Origin of the sequence: Bacillus infantis, from assembly GCF_020171945.1 — a bacterium.
In the GTDB taxonomy this organism is placed as follows: Bacteria; Bacillota; Bacilli; order Bacillales; family Cytobacillaceae; genus Bacillus_AB; species Bacillus_AB infantis_A.
Genome location: NZ_JAIVAP010000005.1, coordinates 210,577 through 226,127 on the forward strand (window position 1 = coordinate 210,577; position 15,551 = coordinate 226,127).

The following is a 15,551-nucleotide window of genomic DNA, read 5'->3' on the forward strand; positions in this document are numbered from 1 at the left end:
TGTATTAGAGAGTGACCTAAATATATGATCAATAACTTTTCACAAATATTTCACAGTACAAGGATATAATCTTCCTATACATAGCAGAAAAGGGGAACACTCATGAGGGCAATTGCACTTACGCTGGTATATGCATGGCTGCTGCTGGTGCTGGCAGCCTGCAGTTCTGAACAATATCCGCCAATTGCAAAGGACAAAAGGGTTGCGGCAACCGTCAACATTAAAGATATGTCTCTGACCTTCATCGATTTGGATATTTTGGATGAATTGGCGACATGGAATTTACAGAAGCCCTATACGGGCGGCCTGATCCTTTCTGATGGAGATTCCTTGTTATTATACGGCAAACAGCTGGAAACCATTGATCTATATTCGCTGGAAAAAGGGACTAAGATTGGTGAATGGTCCGCAGGTACCGGGATTGTCAATGCCAGGCTCCTTGAAAGCAGGAAGGAAATTGCTTTTGCAGACCAGGAAAAAGATGAAGTCCGATTTTTTGATTTGAATGGTAAAGAAACAGGAGCAGTCCAAACTGAAGCCGATCCCTTGACGATCCTCGAAGAAAAGGAAAAAGGGAGACTATTTGTCTCCAGCTTCAAGCAGGAAGTGATGACTGTCATCGATTTAAATCAAGGCAGGAAAATATCATCCTTCAAGATCCACCCTTCCGCAGCAGGGGCCCTGATCAGGGAGGAAGAGGGAGAACTTTGGATAGGCGGCCATGGAGAAGGGGCAGAAGCCGAGAAAGATATCCATATATACAGTCTGGATACAGGCAGGCTGGCAAAAACGATCCCTGCCCCAACTATGCCGGTAGGCTTTACAGAGCTGGATGGATCTATTTTTGCCCTCAGCCACGGCTCCAGTACACTTTATAAGATGGATGGCGGCGGTAAAGACGCAGGGAGCATCCAGGTTGGGGCCAATCCTTTTGAAATGCTTCCTTTCGGACAGTATTTGATCATAGCGGGGTATGACAGCAATGATGTCCATCTGATTGATCCCGGACCGCTTCAGGTCAAAAAAACAATCAAAACAGGAGAAGGGCCATTCCAGATCATACTCCGGGGGGATGTTGAAAAATGAGTGACATAGAAATATTAATTGTTGATGATGAAGAAAATATGCGCCACCTCATCGGGATGTATCTGGAAAATGCCGGCTTCAGCTGCCGTTATGCCTCAGGAGGAAAAGAGACACTGGCAGAAATACAAAATAACCTTCCTGACCTCATCCTTTTGGATATCATGATGCCTGATGAAGATGGATTCTCAGTGTGTGAGAGGGTGCGGGCCCAATATGAAGTACCCGTCATTTTTTTATCTGCAAAAGGGGAAGAGTGGGATAAGGTAAAAGGGCTGCAGATCGGGGGAGATGATTATATCGTCAAGCCTTTCAGCCCGGGGGAATTGACTGCCCGCATTCATGCGGTCCTAAGGAGAAGCGGCAGCAGCAGCGGAGCAGATTCAAATATAACCGCTGCCGGAAAGATAACGATCGACAAAAAGGCGCGGAGCGTGAAGGTGGAAGGCAGCTATATTATGTTGACACTAAAAGAATATGAACTCCTGATGTTTTTTATCGGCCACCAGTCCCATGCGCTGAGCAGGGAACAGCTTTTAGAGCAAATTTGGGGAATGGATTATCTGGGAAGCTTAAGGACGGTAGATACCCACATTAAAACACTAAGAATGAAGCTTGGTGCAGGAGATTATATAAAGACGGTCTGGGGAATCGGGTATAAGTTTGAGGTGCCCAGGGAATGAAATACTTCTCAGGCAGCCTGGGAAGGAAAATATGGCTGGCAATCATGGCCGCAATTGTCATCACCATCGTGTACTCTTATTTTCTTTCCTATTTGTTCTATGAAAACCTTTATGTCTCACATATTGAGGAAGAGCTGCTGCAAGAAGGCGGGCGCCTGGCCTCGCAGTATAGTTCAGGCCCGATAACCGAACAGTATAAAGAAAAAGTGGAATGGTATAACCAGGTATCGGATGCGGAAGTCATTGCTGTCAGCAATCCCAGGGAGCTGAGCGCCTGCCTCCCATTTGAGATTGATTATGACACACTGATCGGCCCCGAAGAAAGAGAGCGGCTCCTAAAAGGGGATCATATCCTTAAAATCGGGTATGAAGAGCGGTTCGGCCGAAAGATCATGGGAGTTATCATCCCTTTGCTTGACGAAAACCGGCTTGAAGGAATTCTGTACCTGTATATCCCAGTGGAAAACATCTCTGAAGTCACAAAGGATTTTGCCTCCTGGTGGATTGCGGCTGCTTTGCTGTTTCTCGGAGCCGCCTTCATCTTCGGGTCAAAAGTGATCAGAAAGCTGACACATCCGCTTGCAGATATAAAAAATGCAGCAGAAAGAGTATCTGCGGGAGATTATTCAAGCAGGGTCCAGATTCGATCGGAAGACGAAATTGGGCGCCTGGCCAGGGCATTCAATCAGATGTCATCCTCCATCCAGAAGGAGGATGAAAGAAAGAAGGATTTTTTGGCTGATATTTCGCATGAACTCAGGACACCTATCAGCTATATTAAGGGCTATAGTGATGCCATCCTGCAAGGAATCGCGGAAAAAGATGATAAATATCTTCATCTTATCAATAGGGAAGCGGCCCGGATGGAAAGGCTTGTCGGAGACCTTCTTGATTTATCAAGGCTGGACACCGATGAGTACCAGCTGGTCAGAATGCCTCTTCCCCTTGCACAAGTCATAGAAGACAGCCTGGTGCGGTACGCTCCGGCTTTGAAGGAAAAGAGAGTAGAGCTGCGGACAAAGCTTGATCCGGCCGTCATTATAATGGGTGATGAAGGAAGAATAGAGCAGATCGTGCAGAATATTATGGACAATAGCATCCGATATACAGATAAAGGCTATATTGAAGTTATCCTGAAAGCTTCCAATAGGGGCTGCGTTCTTACAATAATTGATACAGGAGTCGGAATTCCGGCGGAAGATCTCAAAAGTATCAAGCAGAGATTCTACCGGGTCAATAAAGCCAGAAGCCGGGATGACGGAGGGACTGGACTCGGCCTTGCCATAGCAGAAAGGCTCATCCAGCTGCATAATGGAACCCTATCAATAGCGAGCAGTCTGGGAGAAGGCACAACCGTAACCGTAAAACTGCCAGTGCTTCAGGATTAAAATGGAAAACCCGGAATACATTCGGGTTTTTTCTTTTTTTAATATACGAATTTCTTTCATATTCGTAATAGCTGTGTAATAAACGTAAACAAAGGATGCTGCCTGAAAATGTGTCAATAAGACGTCTTTATCATATGTTTGGAAAAAAGACAGGTTCACTTCCACTTTACCAATTATTATCCATTCAATAATATTCCAGCCGCTCCACCTTAGATATCCTGATACAATAGGCTTTTTCTGATAGATTAGTACCAAAGTCAAAATCTGCAGCAAATTGGTGCACTTCCAAACTGCTAATATGTAAAATCCTCCCTCAAATATTACAAAAATCGTATGCTATGATATTACTGCAAGCAAGAGAGCAACAAAAAACAAACTACGATAATCAGGGAGGATTCATACATGAATAAAAAAGTAATCTTTTCAGTAGCAGCGGCAGCAGCATTGCTTGTATCACCAGGCTTTAATAAAGCAGATGCAGCATCTAATTGCCCGACTCCACAGCAAGTTAAAGTAAATTACTCTGGAAACCTGAATAACAAGCAGATTAACAGCCTGCTTCAAAAATATCTGAAACAATACAATATCAGCTGGGAAAATGTCCAGGTAAACAAACAGCCGGTACAAGCAGAACAGCCAAAACAGGAAGCACCTGCACCGGCTAAAGCAGAACAGCCAAAACAGGAAACTCCTGCACCGGCTAAAGCAGAGCAGCCAAAGCAAGAAGCGCCTGCACCTGCACCAGCGAAACAGCCTGCACCAGCAGAACAGCCTAAAGCTGCACCTTCAGCATCACAAGTAAGTGCCTTTGAGCAAAAGGTATTCGAACTGACTAACCAGGAACGCGCAAAAAATGGCGTACCTGCCCTTAAGCTTGATACAGAACTAAGCAAGGTTGCACGTGAAAAGTCAAATGACATGAAGACAAACGGTTATTTTGACCACAACAGCCCAACATACGGTTCTCCGTTTGATATGATGAAAAAATTCGGCATCTCTTACAGAACAGCCGGTGAGAACATTGCAATGGGCCAGCGTTCACCTGAAGAAGTGGTAAAAGCTTGGATGAACAGTGAAGGGCACCGTAAAAATATCCTGAACGCCAGCTTCACACACATCGGTGTAGGACATGTGGCAGAAGGAAACTATTGGACTCAACAGTTCATCGGAAAATAATATAGTATTCAAAAAAGGAGACAGCACCTGCTGTCTCCTTTTTTCCTGCCTTGAGACGATTCCGGAATAACTGTTTTATAAGCATTATACCCATTCTGGCTGTCCATATCAGGTTGAAAATAAATCATCTCATCTTTGCAGCGAAAGCTTTTCCTTCATGATTTTTCCGAAAAAGGATACAATACAACCTAGTGCTAATAAAGATAGGGGATTTCTATGGACATTAGAAAATCAGAACCAAAAGATATAAGCAAAATAATGGAAATTGTAAAGAAAACAGTAGATATTATGAAGCAGGAAAATAATGATCAATGGACAGATGAATATCCGGCAGAAACTGATTTCCTTAATGATATCAAGAACGGAACTATGTTTACGGCAGTTATGGATGGAGAACCTGCCGGAGCTATTACTTGCGATCAGGTCCAGGCAGAGCAATATAGCCAGGTTTCCTGGCAAAAGGAAGCAGATGAATGCTATGTGTTCCACCGCCTGGTCGTCGATCCTGAAATCAGAGGAGCCGGGATTGCCAGCCGTCTTATTTCCTTTGCTGAACAGCATGCTGTTCAGCGGAATGTGCCTTATATGAGAACTGATACATATTCACTGAACAAGAAGGCCCAAAAATTATTTGAGAAAAACGGCTACAAAAAGGCCGGTCAAATTTATATGGATAGGGAGCATCCATTCTACTGCTATGACAAACTTCTATAAAAGTAGGCCTGGAGTTCAAGTATCCATCCGGAAAGGAATATCAACAGCATCATCATCTTCATGTATAGGGATGATAATTACAAGAAGACCTTCTTCAAAAGAGGTTTTGATCTCTTGCCGTATGACCTGATAAGGAATGGAAAGTTTTTTCTCAAACTTCAGGCTGGGACGTTCTTTTATCAAATATTCCCGGTTGGGGAGCAGAGTCAGATATTTACCCTTAATAATGATTTCATCCTTAACCATTTGAACCTTGATTTCCTCCCTTTCAATGCCGGGAAGTTCTGCTTCAACAATGACGGTGCTTCCGGATTTGTAGACATCACATCTGGGCACGGACCCCTGCTGGCCGAAGAATGCTGATCCGAGACTGGATGACATATTCTGCCCCTCTGGATTTTTTTTGTTCAGACTGCCCAATAGCGGGTCATTCTGGACCTGGGTGCTCCACTCCAGAAGATGCCTGAACTGTTCCAATTCCATAGCTTGTTACCTCCTTTATTGAAATGAAAGCCAGAGCTCAAATGTTAAAGGATCTCAGTTACTTCTATCTCAGAAAACTGCATATCAATATTTTTGGGTATCCTGACTTCCAGCATGCTGTCTTTGAAGCTGGCAGAAGAGCCTTTCCTTTTTACAAGTGCAGGAAGTGTGATCGTATGCTTATTATCATACTCAGGAATATGCTCCAGGATGATCTGGTTTGAAGTATGATAAAGCTTAAGCTGTTTGAGCCAGGATTCATCTTTGATCCCTACCCTGACAAAAACATAATCATGTGTTTCGTAGACTGAGGCATCGAGTTTGGAAGAGCCGGCTGGAGAGGGATCAGAGTTCCCCTGCTGAAATGGACTGAATCCCTGCATCATATTCTGTGGCCCTCCCATTCCCTGCATCGATTGGGGAAAAAGCTGCCCCATCATATTCTGAACATATTTGTCAATCTCATCAGGCTTGAGCTGCTGCATCGTTTTTTTCATGTCTTTGTTAAACGGGAAGAGGTTCCAGGGAAACATATGATACATCCTTTCCTAGTGAGGCGTATATGCCCCGTGTTCGGTATATGCTGCAGTATTATATGCAGGCAGCAGCCTAACCGTTAATGATCATTGAGGCACTCAAAAGACCAGCAGCCAGTCCAATGGCTTATATTTTCTGCCAGCCTCTTTTTAGTTGCATATCTTAAGGGTTCTTCATAGTATAGTGATTAAGAGAGCAGAAAAAAATATAGCGGGGTAATCTAATTTGGTGAATGTAAAATCGGCGTTAATAACCGGCGGAGCGGCCGGCATTGGAAAAAGGACAGCCATTGAACTGGCAGCTAATGGGATTTCGCTTGCAATCAATTACCGCAGCAGCCGGGAAAAAGCTGAACGGCTCGCGGAGGAATTGACTGAAAAATATGGGACGCAAAATATTGCAATCCAAGGTGACATCGCTTCTGCAGAAGACTGCCGGAGCATTGCTGAGAAGGCACTTGAAACTTTCGGCTCAATCGATATCCTTGTCCATAATGCCGGGCCATACATACATGAACGAAAAAAAATGGCTGATTATTCCCTTGAAGATTGGAGCTATCTGATGAATGGGAATGTAAACGCAGTCTTCTGGATGACAAAGCTCCTTCTGCCGAAGATGAGGGAAAAAGGCTGGGGAAGAGTCATTACCATTGGATTTGACAGAGTCGAAACGGCGCCAGGGTGGATTTACAGATCAGCTTTTGCTGCAGCAAAAACGGCGGCGGCATCCCTTACAAGGACTCTTGCGCTGGAAGAGTCTGAGAACGGGATAACAGCCAATATGGTCTGTCCAGGCGATATCGTAGGTGAATGGAAAGAGAAGGAAATCATTCAGGCGAGAGAATTGATCGGAGATTTGCCGGAAACTGAAAGAGATGCCACCGGAGAGGATATCGCAAGGGTCATCTCGTTCTTAAGTGATGATAATTCCGCCTTTATAACAGGGAGCATTATTCCTGTTACGGGAGGAAAGGATATATTGGGAAAAGCATACAGGCGTGATTGCTAAGAAGGGCACATTGCTGAAAGGCAATGTGTTTTTTGCTGCCGCACTTGTGCAAATATTTGAGAAAGTTTGAGAGAATCCTGGTTCAGAAACGGGTACGTATAGTTTTGAAGGTGAAAGGGTGTTAAAATAGTAGGAAATAACTATAAATTTTGATGCAGGGTGCTGTGGAAGATGGACATATATAATAGGTTTCTTAAAAAACTCCTAATCAATTACATATTCGGCTCGTTGATTGCAGTGCTGGCAATCGGAGCAACCTTTATCTTTACTACCATTGATGCCAGGAGATATGATAAGGCCCTTATATGGATCATTCTGGCCGGGTCAATGGTCATCATGTTTTTTACCGAGGGCTTCTTCTTCAGGCTGCATATCAGGCCCATCCGTGCTGTCTTTCATTCTAATGGAATGGATGAAGAGTCTGTCAGGAAAGCGATCTTGCGGCTGAAGCAATTTCCTGTCCTTACGGTCAAGCGGATTATGCTGCCGCACCTGCTTGGACTGACGGTGCCGGCAGCAGCTGCTTCAATTTATCTGATCTCAGCCGGAGAGCTTAGGCTCTCCTTTTATATGGTGCTTTATGCCGTCATTGCCGCTTTTCTTGTAGCCAGCATGCATGCCCTGGTTGAATTCTACTTGACACTTCGCGCGATCAAGCCAGTGTTAGCCCTTTTAAAATCGGCCAGTACTGGCGGGTGGCACACTCAAGAGACTCCATCAACCATTCCGATCAAAAAGAAATTCCGCTTGACGGTCCTTGCAATAGGTGTCCTTCCTGTCCTGATTTTTATGGTGGCTGCCCAGATCAAGCTTGAAGGAATGGGGATGGAAACTGCCGTATTTTGGCAATGGGCAGCTGTTGTCATTTTCATAACAGTTTGCTATGCCATACTGACGGCGAAGTATATGGCTGAGGATATAGAAGAGCCGATTTCACGGCTCCAGACGCTGATGTCCGAGGCGGAAAACCAGAACTTTGCCTACTTGAAGGATAATGTGTATACGGACGAATTCTCGGAAGTATTCACAGGCTTCAATATTATGATATCGGCGCTGAAGCAAAGGGAAGAGACGAACCGGCAGCTGCTTGAAAGCTTTATGACTGTTCTGTCGGCCGCCCTTGATGCGAGGGATCCATATACTTCGGGCCATTCCATGAGGGTGGCATCTTTATCCCGCGACATAGGGAAGAGGCTTGGCCTTCATGAGGAGGAGCTGAAGCAGCTCTATCAGTCTGCGCTTCTCCATGATATTGGGAAAATAGGGGTCCCGGATGGAGTCCTGCAAAAAGAAGGAAAGCTGACTGACGAGGAATTCGAGTTCATAAAGGCCCATCCGGCTATCGGTGAAACCATTTTGAAGCAGGTACAGCCGGCAGGCGAAGTAGCTTCATTGCTCCCCGGGATTCGTTCCCATCACGAAAGAATCGATGGAAAAGGCTATCCTGATGGACTACAGGGGAAAGAGATACCCTATTTTGGCCGCATCATTGCCGTAGCCGATTCTTATGATGCCATGACTTCTGACAGGCCTTACCGCAAAGGAATGCTGCCGGAAAAAGCTTTGGCCATACTTGAAAGTGGAAAAGGCACGCAGTGGGATTCCCATGTGGCAGACGCTTTTATAGAGCTGGCCAGAAGAAAGCTGCAGTCTGATGCCTCCTGACTTTCAGGTTCTCTATGTACGAATCCTTTATATCTTACAAACAAAACAAAGGCCGCACCAGATTGGTGCGGCTTTATAGATGAGAGCAGAATTTTCCTGCCGCAAAGAATCATGACGAACGCAGCAATGTCTTCTCTTCCTGAAGAATCCCGCTTCCGGACTGAGCCTCCTCTGATTGAACCATAAGAGTCCGTGTCGGGAAAGCCATGCTGACTCCTTCCTCTTCCAGAATCAGCAAGATCCTGAAATTAACGTCTTCTTTGATGGAGAGATAATCTGCAAAAGAGGTCACATTTGTAAAAAAGTACAGGTAAAGATCAAGGCTTGAGTCATTGAAGCGGTCAAAGCGCACAATGATTGTATCGTTATGGATTTCCTCATGCTCAATCAGCATCAGCTCAATCCGTCTTGCGATTGTCTGCAGCTTTTCCCTTGAAGTTGAATATGTAACTCCAAGATGAAAGGCAATCTGCCTTTTCCCCATTTTAGACCAGTTTATGATCGGCTCATTGGCCAGGGTCGAGTTGGGAACTGTCACAAGGGCCTGGGCAAAAGTACGTATCTTTGTGCTTCTAAAGGTTATGTCCTCAACTGTTCCCTCGACACTGGGGGTCTTAATCCAGTCGCCTATTGTGAAAGGCTTTTCGGTTACAATCACTATTCCCCCAAACAGATTGGAAACTGTTTCTTTCGCAGCCAAGGCAAAGGCAAGGCCACCAAGACCCAATCCGGCAATGAAACCATTGATATTAAAACCCCATTCTTCCGCAATCATACTTCCGCCAAGAACAATAACAAGTGTCTTGGCCATTTTGGAGATAAAGGGGACCACCAGCTTATCGACATTAATATCGAGCCTGCTCATCAGTTTAGGGAACAGCACTGTTGTCATGCTGCTTAAGTTGAAAAGACCCCAGGCTGCAAGCACGATGAAAACAGACCGGAACAGTTTTTTTTCTGCTGTGTCACTGATCAGGTCATATGGGAAAAACTGCAAAGCAAGCTGAAGGCCGATTACTACAAATAGCCATCTGACAGGTTTTTGGAAAGAATTAAGAATAGAAGAAGCTGTGGTGATGCCTTTTTTATCTGTGAAGTCAATAATCAGCTTAAAGATGTATCTTGTAAACACTTTGCGGAGCAGCAAAAATAAAATCAGGATTCCGGCAGAAATGGCAAACTTTGCCCAAAAATCATCGGTTAACAGGTAATTCATCATTTTCCTCCTTGATGCCATACTAAGCAGTGATAAACATTAAAACACTTTACCACTAACTGCGGAAAAACTTAATAGGTTGAAAGGCGTAACTTTCAATAAGGCTCTTTTCGCATAGATTGTTGCTATTTTGCCATTCTTATAAGAGGTGATAATTTACTCTTTCAGGGAGCCAATGCTGCTATTAAAGCACCCATTTGTTCAATAAGCTTATTGTTGGAGGGCATTCAAGAAACTCTATTTAAGAGCAATCCCCAACCATCCATAAAAGAGCAGGCCACGGACTTGAATGAGGGAATCTGTGACGGACTGAAAAATAAGCGGAGAAATTCCCCCTAATTTCGAAAAAACCTTAAAAGTAGCTCAAATAGATGGAGAAATTCCTTCTATCGATTCAAAAAACAGGAAAATGGACAATTCCTCACCGCTTAACCGGAAATTTTCCTCTTATCTACATCCACTTGTGCCAAATTCAGCAGCTTAACCGGAAATTCTCCTCTTATTTTAAGGCTTGCTGGTCACAAATACGGATAAGACTTCCTGATTGCTGTTAGCTGAATAAACCTCTCTTTGAAGGGGGAAAAAGAGGGACCCTTCACCCAATATTGAAAAAGCCTGTCTGCCATATAAACCTATGCGGACATCAAACGCGAAGGTACAGGAATGGAAGTATCGTTTTTTGATAGTCTGGAATATATAGGGCTAGTCCAGTTTCTTTTGACAATCAGTTTTTGCGGGAGTGGTCTTGGGTGCTGCATATACGGAGGGCGATCAAGTTTAACATCAGCGTGTTAAATTTGCAGGCTTAATGCTAAAGAATAAGGGATGAGAGCTGAGCCGCTGAATTTTTTCCTTGAAGGTCTTCTGCTGCTTCTTTCCGCATATATTATACGGACAAGCGATTGGAGAGGAGAATGAAGGGTGGCATATCAGGGGTCGAAAGGCTGGTATATTCAAAAGCTTAAGGAAATGGGGATCAATAAGCATCCGATAGACCGCAGAAAAATAGAATTATACAAAACCTATATTGTCAGAAAACTATATATCGATGAATTAAAGAAAAATCCGGGAAAATAAGCAAAGGGGGAGGCTGCATAGATAGCAGTCTCTTTTGTTATGGCAAATGGTGCAGCGGGGCCTTTCCGGAAGCTGAGCCTGCTCCGCCGGCCAATAGCAGCGGCACGCCAGAGCTTTACTGAAAGGCATGTTGGAAAGCGGCAAAGCATATGATGAGAGGGAAAGGGGGCGGGGGATAGTGAGAACTCTTATTGCGAACAAGCTGACCACCATTTGGAAGGAAATCGGGGAAAGCTGCCTTGACTCTCCGGGTAAACCCGGAAGCAAGGGGAACACAGCCCGGCAGCAGATTTATCTGCTCCAGCACTTTCCTGTCCACCTTCATGAATATTACTTATTGGCTAGTCTGATTATCAAGTCCAATTGGCTGGCACCTCCCTGGAAACTGTTCTCTTTTAATTGCGGCAGTGCAATTGACTATGATGCCTTTTATGCTGCAGCATGCGAGCAGGATATCGTTGTCTTTACATACACCGGCATCGGCGAAGAGTTCTGGGGCGGCCAGAGTGAAGTCCCGCCCAATAAACATAAGATGATTTGGTCACCTCCATCAGGCTTGCGGGGAGGGGAATTGGATGAAATCAGCTTAATCATGTTCCCTAAATCATTAAAAAGCTTTACCAGCAGGGATTTTGAAGCAATAAGCCAGCAGCTGCAAAGAGCAGATATGAAAAGGAATAGACTCTGCATGGCTTTCTCAGCATCCGACCCTGAAAGTCCGGAATATGAGCTGAACCGGTTTCACTCACTCCTTGAACAGGCTGCAAGGTGGCAGAAGTACAGAATCTGCCAAGAGGAGACTGTGCATATTCAAACTGAAACAGCCTTCGAATATGCCGATGGCCGTTTTGAATATCCCCAAAAAATACTGGCGAGAATGCGGGAAAAGAAGGTCCCTTCCTCAATATGGCCTGTGGAAAGGCTTGAACATGCGTATATGAAGGCGGTTTTTCTGGAAGCAAGGTAATTTTTTTAAAACGAAAAAGCCAGTCTGGAATGACTGGCTTTGTTAGTTTCCTGTATTCTTATGCCTCCATCAGCTGGGACACATCCTGTACCGGCTGGACTCCGCTCCGCATTACGTGAAGTGTATATAAGTCCTTTGGAATTTCATACAGATTGTAGATAACCTCCTGCTTGTTCAGCTGTTCAAAGATATGCTTCCTTGTTTCATTGGCCTGAACAATATATGGAAGCTTCTCGGCAGCTTTTTGCGATCGGATATTGACATTTCTGATTCTCATAAAGATCGTTTCGATACCCGATTCATAAAAAAGCTCATCAAAGAAAGCATCCTTGGCTGTCTTATTATAGCCTTTCCCATGATAAGGCTTGCCGAGCCAGGTGCCGAGGAACCCGGCCTGATCCTGGATGTCGAACAGATTGATGGTGCCGATCGGTGCACCCCATTCATCGAGGATGGTGCGGGAAATAAGCTCACCGCGTTCCTCTGCTTCAATCGTCTGCTTGGTCATAAATAAAAATTCATCATAGGAATAGGCTTTTTGGCGCACAAAAGGGAAGACTTCCGGGTGCGTCATTAATTCGTACAAAGCATGGCAATCCTGAAGATCGCGTTTCTTGAGCATGTATGTTCCCTCCAGCCCGAGGTAGTCCTGCTCCATGCCAAATAGAGCCCTGGTCCCACCCTCGAAATTTTTTGTAATGTTGCTAAAAAATTTCGGGGTGGGAATCGAACCCACTAGAACCATCCTTGAATTGGATGGTGGCGCACCATTTGCCTTCCCTATATCTATTGCATTCCATTATGTGTTTAATCAAAGGCAGAAATTCATCAGAATCATTGCCACTTAAGGTATCATACTAAAAAAAAATAAAAAAAGAAATAGGTAAATTGTTAATATTTCTTGAAAAATTTACAGCAAAATTCAGCAGCGGATTCTGACAAAATTCATCAATCAGAATAGACGAATTCTCCGTCAATCATTGTCCAGGACGGCTTGGACAGAAAATGGAAGGGATGAAGGCTCCAAAGGGCCAGATCTGCATCCTTGCCCGGCTCAATTGAGCCGAGCCTGTCTTCAACTCTCAAATTCCTGGCCGGAATCAGCGTGATTCCCTCAAGTGCTTTCTGTTCAGAAAGGCCTTCCCTCATGGCAATGGCAGCACATACATTCAAATACTGAATCGGTGTATAAGGATGGTCTGTCGTTATCGATACTTCAATTCCGGATCTCGTCAGCTCGCTGTATGTCCTCCATGTTTTGTTTTTCAATTCTACCTTCGATCTTCTTGTCAATGTCGGGCCGACGGACACTTTTAAATTCCTTCCCGACAGCTCGTCGGCAATCAAGTGGCCTTCAGTGCAATGCTCAATCCTCAGATCAAGATTGAATTCATCTGCCAATCTTACCGCAGAAATGATATCATCAGCCCTGTGTGCGTGGATCCTGACAGGGATGGAACGTTCAAGGGCGAGAAGGAGGGGGGCGGTACGGAGATCTTCCGGTGTTGCCGAACTTTTGGCTGCATAAAAAGCCTCCCTGAGCATTCCCATGATGCCCATCCTGGTAATCGACTCTTTATTGCCGTGGCTGTGAATCCGCTTTGGGTTTTCCCCGAATGCGATTTTGAGGCCAGCCGTTTTCTGGACCATCATCTTTTCAATATTTTTGCCGGCAGTTTTAATGACAGAAGTGGTTCCGCCAATGACATTGGCGCTGCCAGGCATGATATGGACCGCAGTGATTCCATGCCGCACAGCATCCGAAAAAGCAGGGTCGAGCGGGTAAACACCGTCCATTGCCCTGATATGCGGACTGAGTGGTTCTATGGTTTCATTGGCATCATTCCCGGCCCACCCGGTCCCTTCATCATAAAGCCCCATATGAGTATGCACATCGATGAAGCCTGGAAGCAGATGCCTGCCGCTGCAGTCAATGATCCTGACAGAAGAATCCGTCTTAATTGAAGGGGAAGCCTTCTCTATTTTGCCGTCCGAAACAAGGACGTCACCCCTGAAGGGTGCTGAAATAATCGGGTAGACAAGCGCATTTTTCAACAGCATCCTGGTCATGATTATGCCTCCTTAATTGGCATCAATCTTTTTTGCGTGCTTTTACGGCAATATAACCGGCAAGCAGAAGAGCAGCGGTGACGATGATCGGTGCCAGATATGGTTTGGCATAATCCTTTACCTCATTCCAGTGGGAGCCAAGCTCCATTCCCAGGAGCAGAAAAAGCACAGTCCAGGGGATGATGGCTGCCACAGTGTACAGAAAAAAGGTTCTGAGAGGCATCTTTGCTATTCCTGCCGGTATGGAAATGGCATGCCTTACGACAGGTATGAACCTGGCTGTGAAAATGACGCCGGTGCCGTATCGGTTAAACCAGTTCTCGGCAGCATCCAGATGGCTGCCTTTAATCAGCAGATATTTCCCGTATCTCTCGAGGACAGGCCTGCCCCCAAAATAACCGAGCCAGTATAGAAAAAGCTGGGCAGCGGTGCCGCCTGCCACCCCGGAAAGCAAAGCTCCTGCAAAATGGATCTTTCCGCTTGCAACCAGGTAACCTCCATAGCTCAGGACAATCTCACTGGGAATAACTTCTGCCATCAATCCAAGTGCTATGCCCAGATAGCCGAGGCTTGAAAGGAACTCAAATAACTGAATGACCATTTCCTTCACTGTTACACGCCTCCCTTAAAAAATCCCTGTCATCTGAAGGGCGAGGACAGCAAAGCCCAAAACCCATACATAGACAGCAAAAATCTTAAGTGATTTTCTTTTCAGGAATGAAATCATCCAGACTACAGCGGCATAGCCGAACAGGGCTGATGAGAGTGTGGCGATCAGCAGGCTCCCAAAAGGGATGGCTTCGGTATGGCCGGCATACATTTCTCCTGCCTGCATCACAATCCCCCCTGCTATCGCTGGGATGGAGAGAAGAAAAGAAAAATAGGCAGCTGTTTCTCTATCCAGCTTCCTGATAAGGCCTGCGGCAATCGTTAATCCGGAGCGGGAGAGGGCAGGGAAGATTGCTGCTGCCTGGAATGTGCCGATGAAGATGGCATCCCCCATGCTGATATCGTCCATCTTTTTCCTGCCTTTTTTAATTCCATCGGCAGTCCAGAGGATAAAGCCGGTCAGCAAAAATTCCCACCCGATGGTAACGCCGGATTTTGACAATGAATCGAGAAGGTCACCGAGAAGGAGACCTGCAATAACGGCAGGCACTGTCCCGGCAGCAAGGAGCATGGAAAGCCGGCCGAAAGGTTTTCTGACGATTTGGAGGAGCTCATCTTTGTAAACAACAAGGACTGCCAGCAGGGTGCCGACATGCAGCATGGTATCAAGGAACAGGCCCGCCTCATCAAGCCCGAACAGGTGCCTGCCGAGATATAAATGCCCGGTGCTCGAAATCGGGAGAAATTCAGTCAGGCCCTGGATCATCCCCAGAATAAGCGCTTCTATTTTAGAAAGCATCCTATCACCCTTTACATTCTTTTTGAAGTATTGATGAAGGCTCTTTTATATGCTTGTTTCTTGCGCGCGATAAAGT

At 45.4% G+C, this 15,551-nt stretch carries 16 protein-coding genes; 9 read left to right on the plus strand and 7 right to left on the minus strand.

The window, feature by feature from the left end; genetic code table 11:
• Nucleotides 1-102 precede the first annotated feature (102 nt).
• The 5 genes from LCM00_RS10760 to LCM00_RS10780 all read left to right on the plus strand — a co-directional run bounded on the left by LCM00_RS10760 (nucleotide 103) and on the right by LCM00_RS10780 (nucleotide 5,044).
• The gene (locus LCM00_RS10760) at nucleotides 103-1,086 is read left to right on the plus strand and encodes a YncE family protein (protein WP_224901392.1); all 984 of its coding nucleotides are present in this window, start codon (nucleotides 103-105) and stop codon (nucleotides 1,084-1,086) included.
• Nucleotides 1,083-1,766: a response regulator transcription factor gene (locus LCM00_RS10765; protein ID WP_224901393.1), complete on the plus strand. Its 684-nt coding sequence runs from the start codon at nucleotides 1,083-1,085 to the stop codon at nucleotides 1,764-1,766. The genes LCM00_RS10760 and LCM00_RS10765 overlap by 4 nt, the downstream gene beginning before the upstream one ends.
• Complete coding sequence (locus LCM00_RS10770) at nucleotides 1,763-3,154, plus strand: sensor histidine kinase (RefSeq protein WP_224901394.1); 1,392 nt, start codon at nucleotides 1,763-1,765, stop codon at nucleotides 3,152-3,154. Before LCM00_RS10765 ends, LCM00_RS10770 begins: the two co-directional genes overlap by 4 nt.
• A 402-nt stretch (nucleotides 3,155-3,556) precedes the next feature.
• Complete coding sequence (locus LCM00_RS10775; protein ID WP_224901397.1) at nucleotides 3,557-4,330, plus strand: CAP domain-containing protein; 774 nt, start codon at nucleotides 3,557-3,559, stop codon at nucleotides 4,328-4,330.
• Between the two features lie 216 nt (nucleotides 4,331-4,546).
• Nucleotides 4,547-5,044 carry a GNAT family N-acetyltransferase gene (locus LCM00_RS10780; RefSeq protein ID WP_224901399.1) on the plus strand — a complete coding sequence of 166 codons (498 nt, stop codon included), beginning with the start codon at nucleotides 4,547-4,549 and terminating at the stop codon, nucleotides 5,042-5,044.
• 15 nt (nucleotides 5,045-5,059) lie between these two features.
• On the opposite strand, the gene LCM00_RS10785 is transcribed toward LCM00_RS10780, so the two are convergent.
• Both LCM00_RS10785 and LCM00_RS10790 read right to left on the minus strand, forming a co-directional pair.
• On the minus strand, nucleotides 5,060-5,527 hold the full coding sequence (locus tag LCM00_RS10785; protein ID WP_224901401.1) for an Hsp20/alpha crystallin family protein: 468 nt from the start codon (nucleotides 5,525-5,527) through the stop codon (nucleotides 5,060-5,062).
• Between the two features lie 44 nt (nucleotides 5,528-5,571).
• Nucleotides 5,572-6,060, minus strand: coding sequence for an Hsp20/alpha crystallin family protein (locus LCM00_RS10790; protein ID WP_224901412.1), 489 nt, complete (start codon nucleotides 6,058-6,060; stop codon nucleotides 5,572-5,574).
• Nucleotides 6,061-6,292: 232 nt separating this feature from the next.
• Here LCM00_RS10790 and LCM00_RS10795 point away from each other — a divergent pair, with 232 nt between their 5' ends.
• Complete coding sequence (locus LCM00_RS10795) at nucleotides 6,293-7,072, plus strand: SDR family oxidoreductase (RefSeq protein WP_224901415.1); 780 nt, start codon at nucleotides 6,293-6,295, stop codon at nucleotides 7,070-7,072.
• 171 nt (nucleotides 7,073-7,243) lie between these two features.
• Nucleotides 7,244-8,737 (plus strand): HD-GYP domain-containing protein, encoded by a 1,494-nt coding sequence (locus LCM00_RS10800; protein WP_224901418.1) that lies wholly within the window; start codon nucleotides 7,244-7,246, stop codon nucleotides 8,735-8,737.
• A 109-nt stretch (nucleotides 8,738-8,846) separates the two neighbouring features.
• Here the strand turns inward: LCM00_RS10800 and LCM00_RS10805 are convergent, their stop codons facing one another.
• Nucleotides 8,847-9,956 (minus strand): mechanosensitive ion channel family protein, encoded by a 1,110-nt coding sequence (locus tag LCM00_RS10805; protein WP_404802151.1) that lies wholly within the window; start codon nucleotides 9,954-9,956, stop codon nucleotides 8,847-8,849.
• 918 nt (nucleotides 9,957-10,874) lie between these two features.
• On the opposite strand from LCM00_RS10805, the gene LCM00_RS10810 reads away from it, so the two are divergent.
• Nucleotides 10,875-11,030, plus strand: a complete 156-nt coding sequence (locus LCM00_RS10810) for a YflJ family protein (RefSeq protein ID WP_224901424.1) — start codon at nucleotides 10,875-10,877, stop codon at nucleotides 11,028-11,030.
• Nucleotides 11,031-11,208: 178 nt separating this feature from the next.
• A complete protein-coding gene (locus tag LCM00_RS10815; protein WP_224901427.1) occupies nucleotides 11,209-11,997 on the plus strand; it encodes a hypothetical protein in 789 nt (262 codons plus the stop codon).
• 58 nt (nucleotides 11,998-12,055) lie between these two features.
• Here the strand turns inward: LCM00_RS10815 and LCM00_RS10820 are convergent, their stop codons facing one another.
• The 4 genes from LCM00_RS10820 to LCM00_RS10835 form a co-directional block, all read right to left on the minus strand.
• Nucleotides 12,056-12,619, minus strand: coding sequence for a GNAT family N-acetyltransferase (locus tag LCM00_RS10820; RefSeq protein ID WP_224901430.1), 564 nt, complete (start codon nucleotides 12,617-12,619; stop codon nucleotides 12,056-12,058).
• Nucleotides 12,620-12,945: 326 nt separating this feature from the next.
• Entirely contained in the window at nucleotides 12,946-14,067 is a 1,122-nt protein-coding gene (locus LCM00_RS10825; RefSeq protein WP_224901434.1) for an amidohydrolase, read from the minus strand.
• Nucleotides 14,068-14,089: 22 nt separating this feature from the next.
• A complete protein-coding gene (locus LCM00_RS10830) occupies nucleotides 14,090-14,668 on the minus strand; it encodes a DedA family protein (RefSeq protein ID WP_224901511.1) in 579 nt (192 codons plus the stop codon).
• A 24-nt stretch (nucleotides 14,669-14,692) separates the two neighbouring features.
• Nucleotides 14,693-15,475, minus strand: a complete 783-nt coding sequence (locus tag LCM00_RS10835) for an undecaprenyl-diphosphate phosphatase (RefSeq protein ID WP_224901437.1) — start codon at nucleotides 15,473-15,475, stop codon at nucleotides 14,693-14,695.
• Between the last annotated feature and the right edge of the window lie 76 nt (nucleotides 15,476-15,551).

Bases quoted from the DNA above. Each gene is read 5' to 3' on its own strand.
- LCM00_RS10760 (WP_224901392.1), top strand. From the start codon at position 103: ATGAGGGCAATTGCACTTACGCTGGTATATGCATGGCTGCTGCTGGTG.
- LCM00_RS10765 (WP_224901393.1), top strand. From the start codon at position 1,083: ATGAGTGACATAGAAATATTAATTGTTGATGATGAAGAAAATATGCGC.
- LCM00_RS10770 (WP_224901394.1), top strand. From the start codon at position 1,763: ATGAAATACTTCTCAGGCAGCCTGGGAAGGAAAATATGGCTGGCAATC.
- LCM00_RS10775 (WP_224901397.1), top strand. From the start codon at position 3,557: ATGAATAAAAAAGTAATCTTTTCAGTAGCAGCGGCAGCAGCATTGCTT.
- LCM00_RS10780 (WP_224901399.1), top strand. From the start codon at position 4,547: ATGGACATTAGAAAATCAGAACCAAAAGATATAAGCAAAATAATGGAA.
- LCM00_RS10785 (WP_224901401.1), bottom strand. From the start codon at position 5,527: ATGGAATTGGAACAGTTCAGGCATCTTCTGGAGTGGAGCACCCAGGTC.
- LCM00_RS10790 (WP_224901412.1), bottom strand. From the start codon at position 6,060: ATGTTTCCCTGGAACCTCTTCCCGTTTAACAAAGACATGAAAAAAACG.
- LCM00_RS10800 (WP_224901418.1), top strand. From the start codon at position 7,244: ATGGACATATATAATAGGTTTCTTAAAAAACTCCTAATCAATTACATA.
- LCM00_RS10805 (WP_404802151.1), bottom strand. From the start codon at position 9,956: ATGATGAATTACCTGTTAACCGATGATTTTTGGGCAAAGTTTGCCATT.
- LCM00_RS10820 (WP_224901430.1), bottom strand. From the start codon at position 12,619: ATGCTCAAGAAACGCGATCTTCAGGATTGCCATGCTTTGTACGAATTA.
- LCM00_RS10825 (WP_224901434.1), bottom strand. From the start codon at position 14,067: ATGACCAGGATGCTGTTGAAAAATGCGCTTGTCTACCCGATTATTTCA.
- LCM00_RS10830 (WP_224901511.1), bottom strand. From the start codon at position 14,668: ATGGTCATTCAGTTATTTGAGTTCCTTTCAAGCCTCGGCTATCTGGGC.
- LCM00_RS10835 (WP_224901437.1), bottom strand. From the start codon at position 15,475: ATGCTTTCTAAAATAGAAGCGCTTATTCTGGGGATGATCCAGGGCCTG.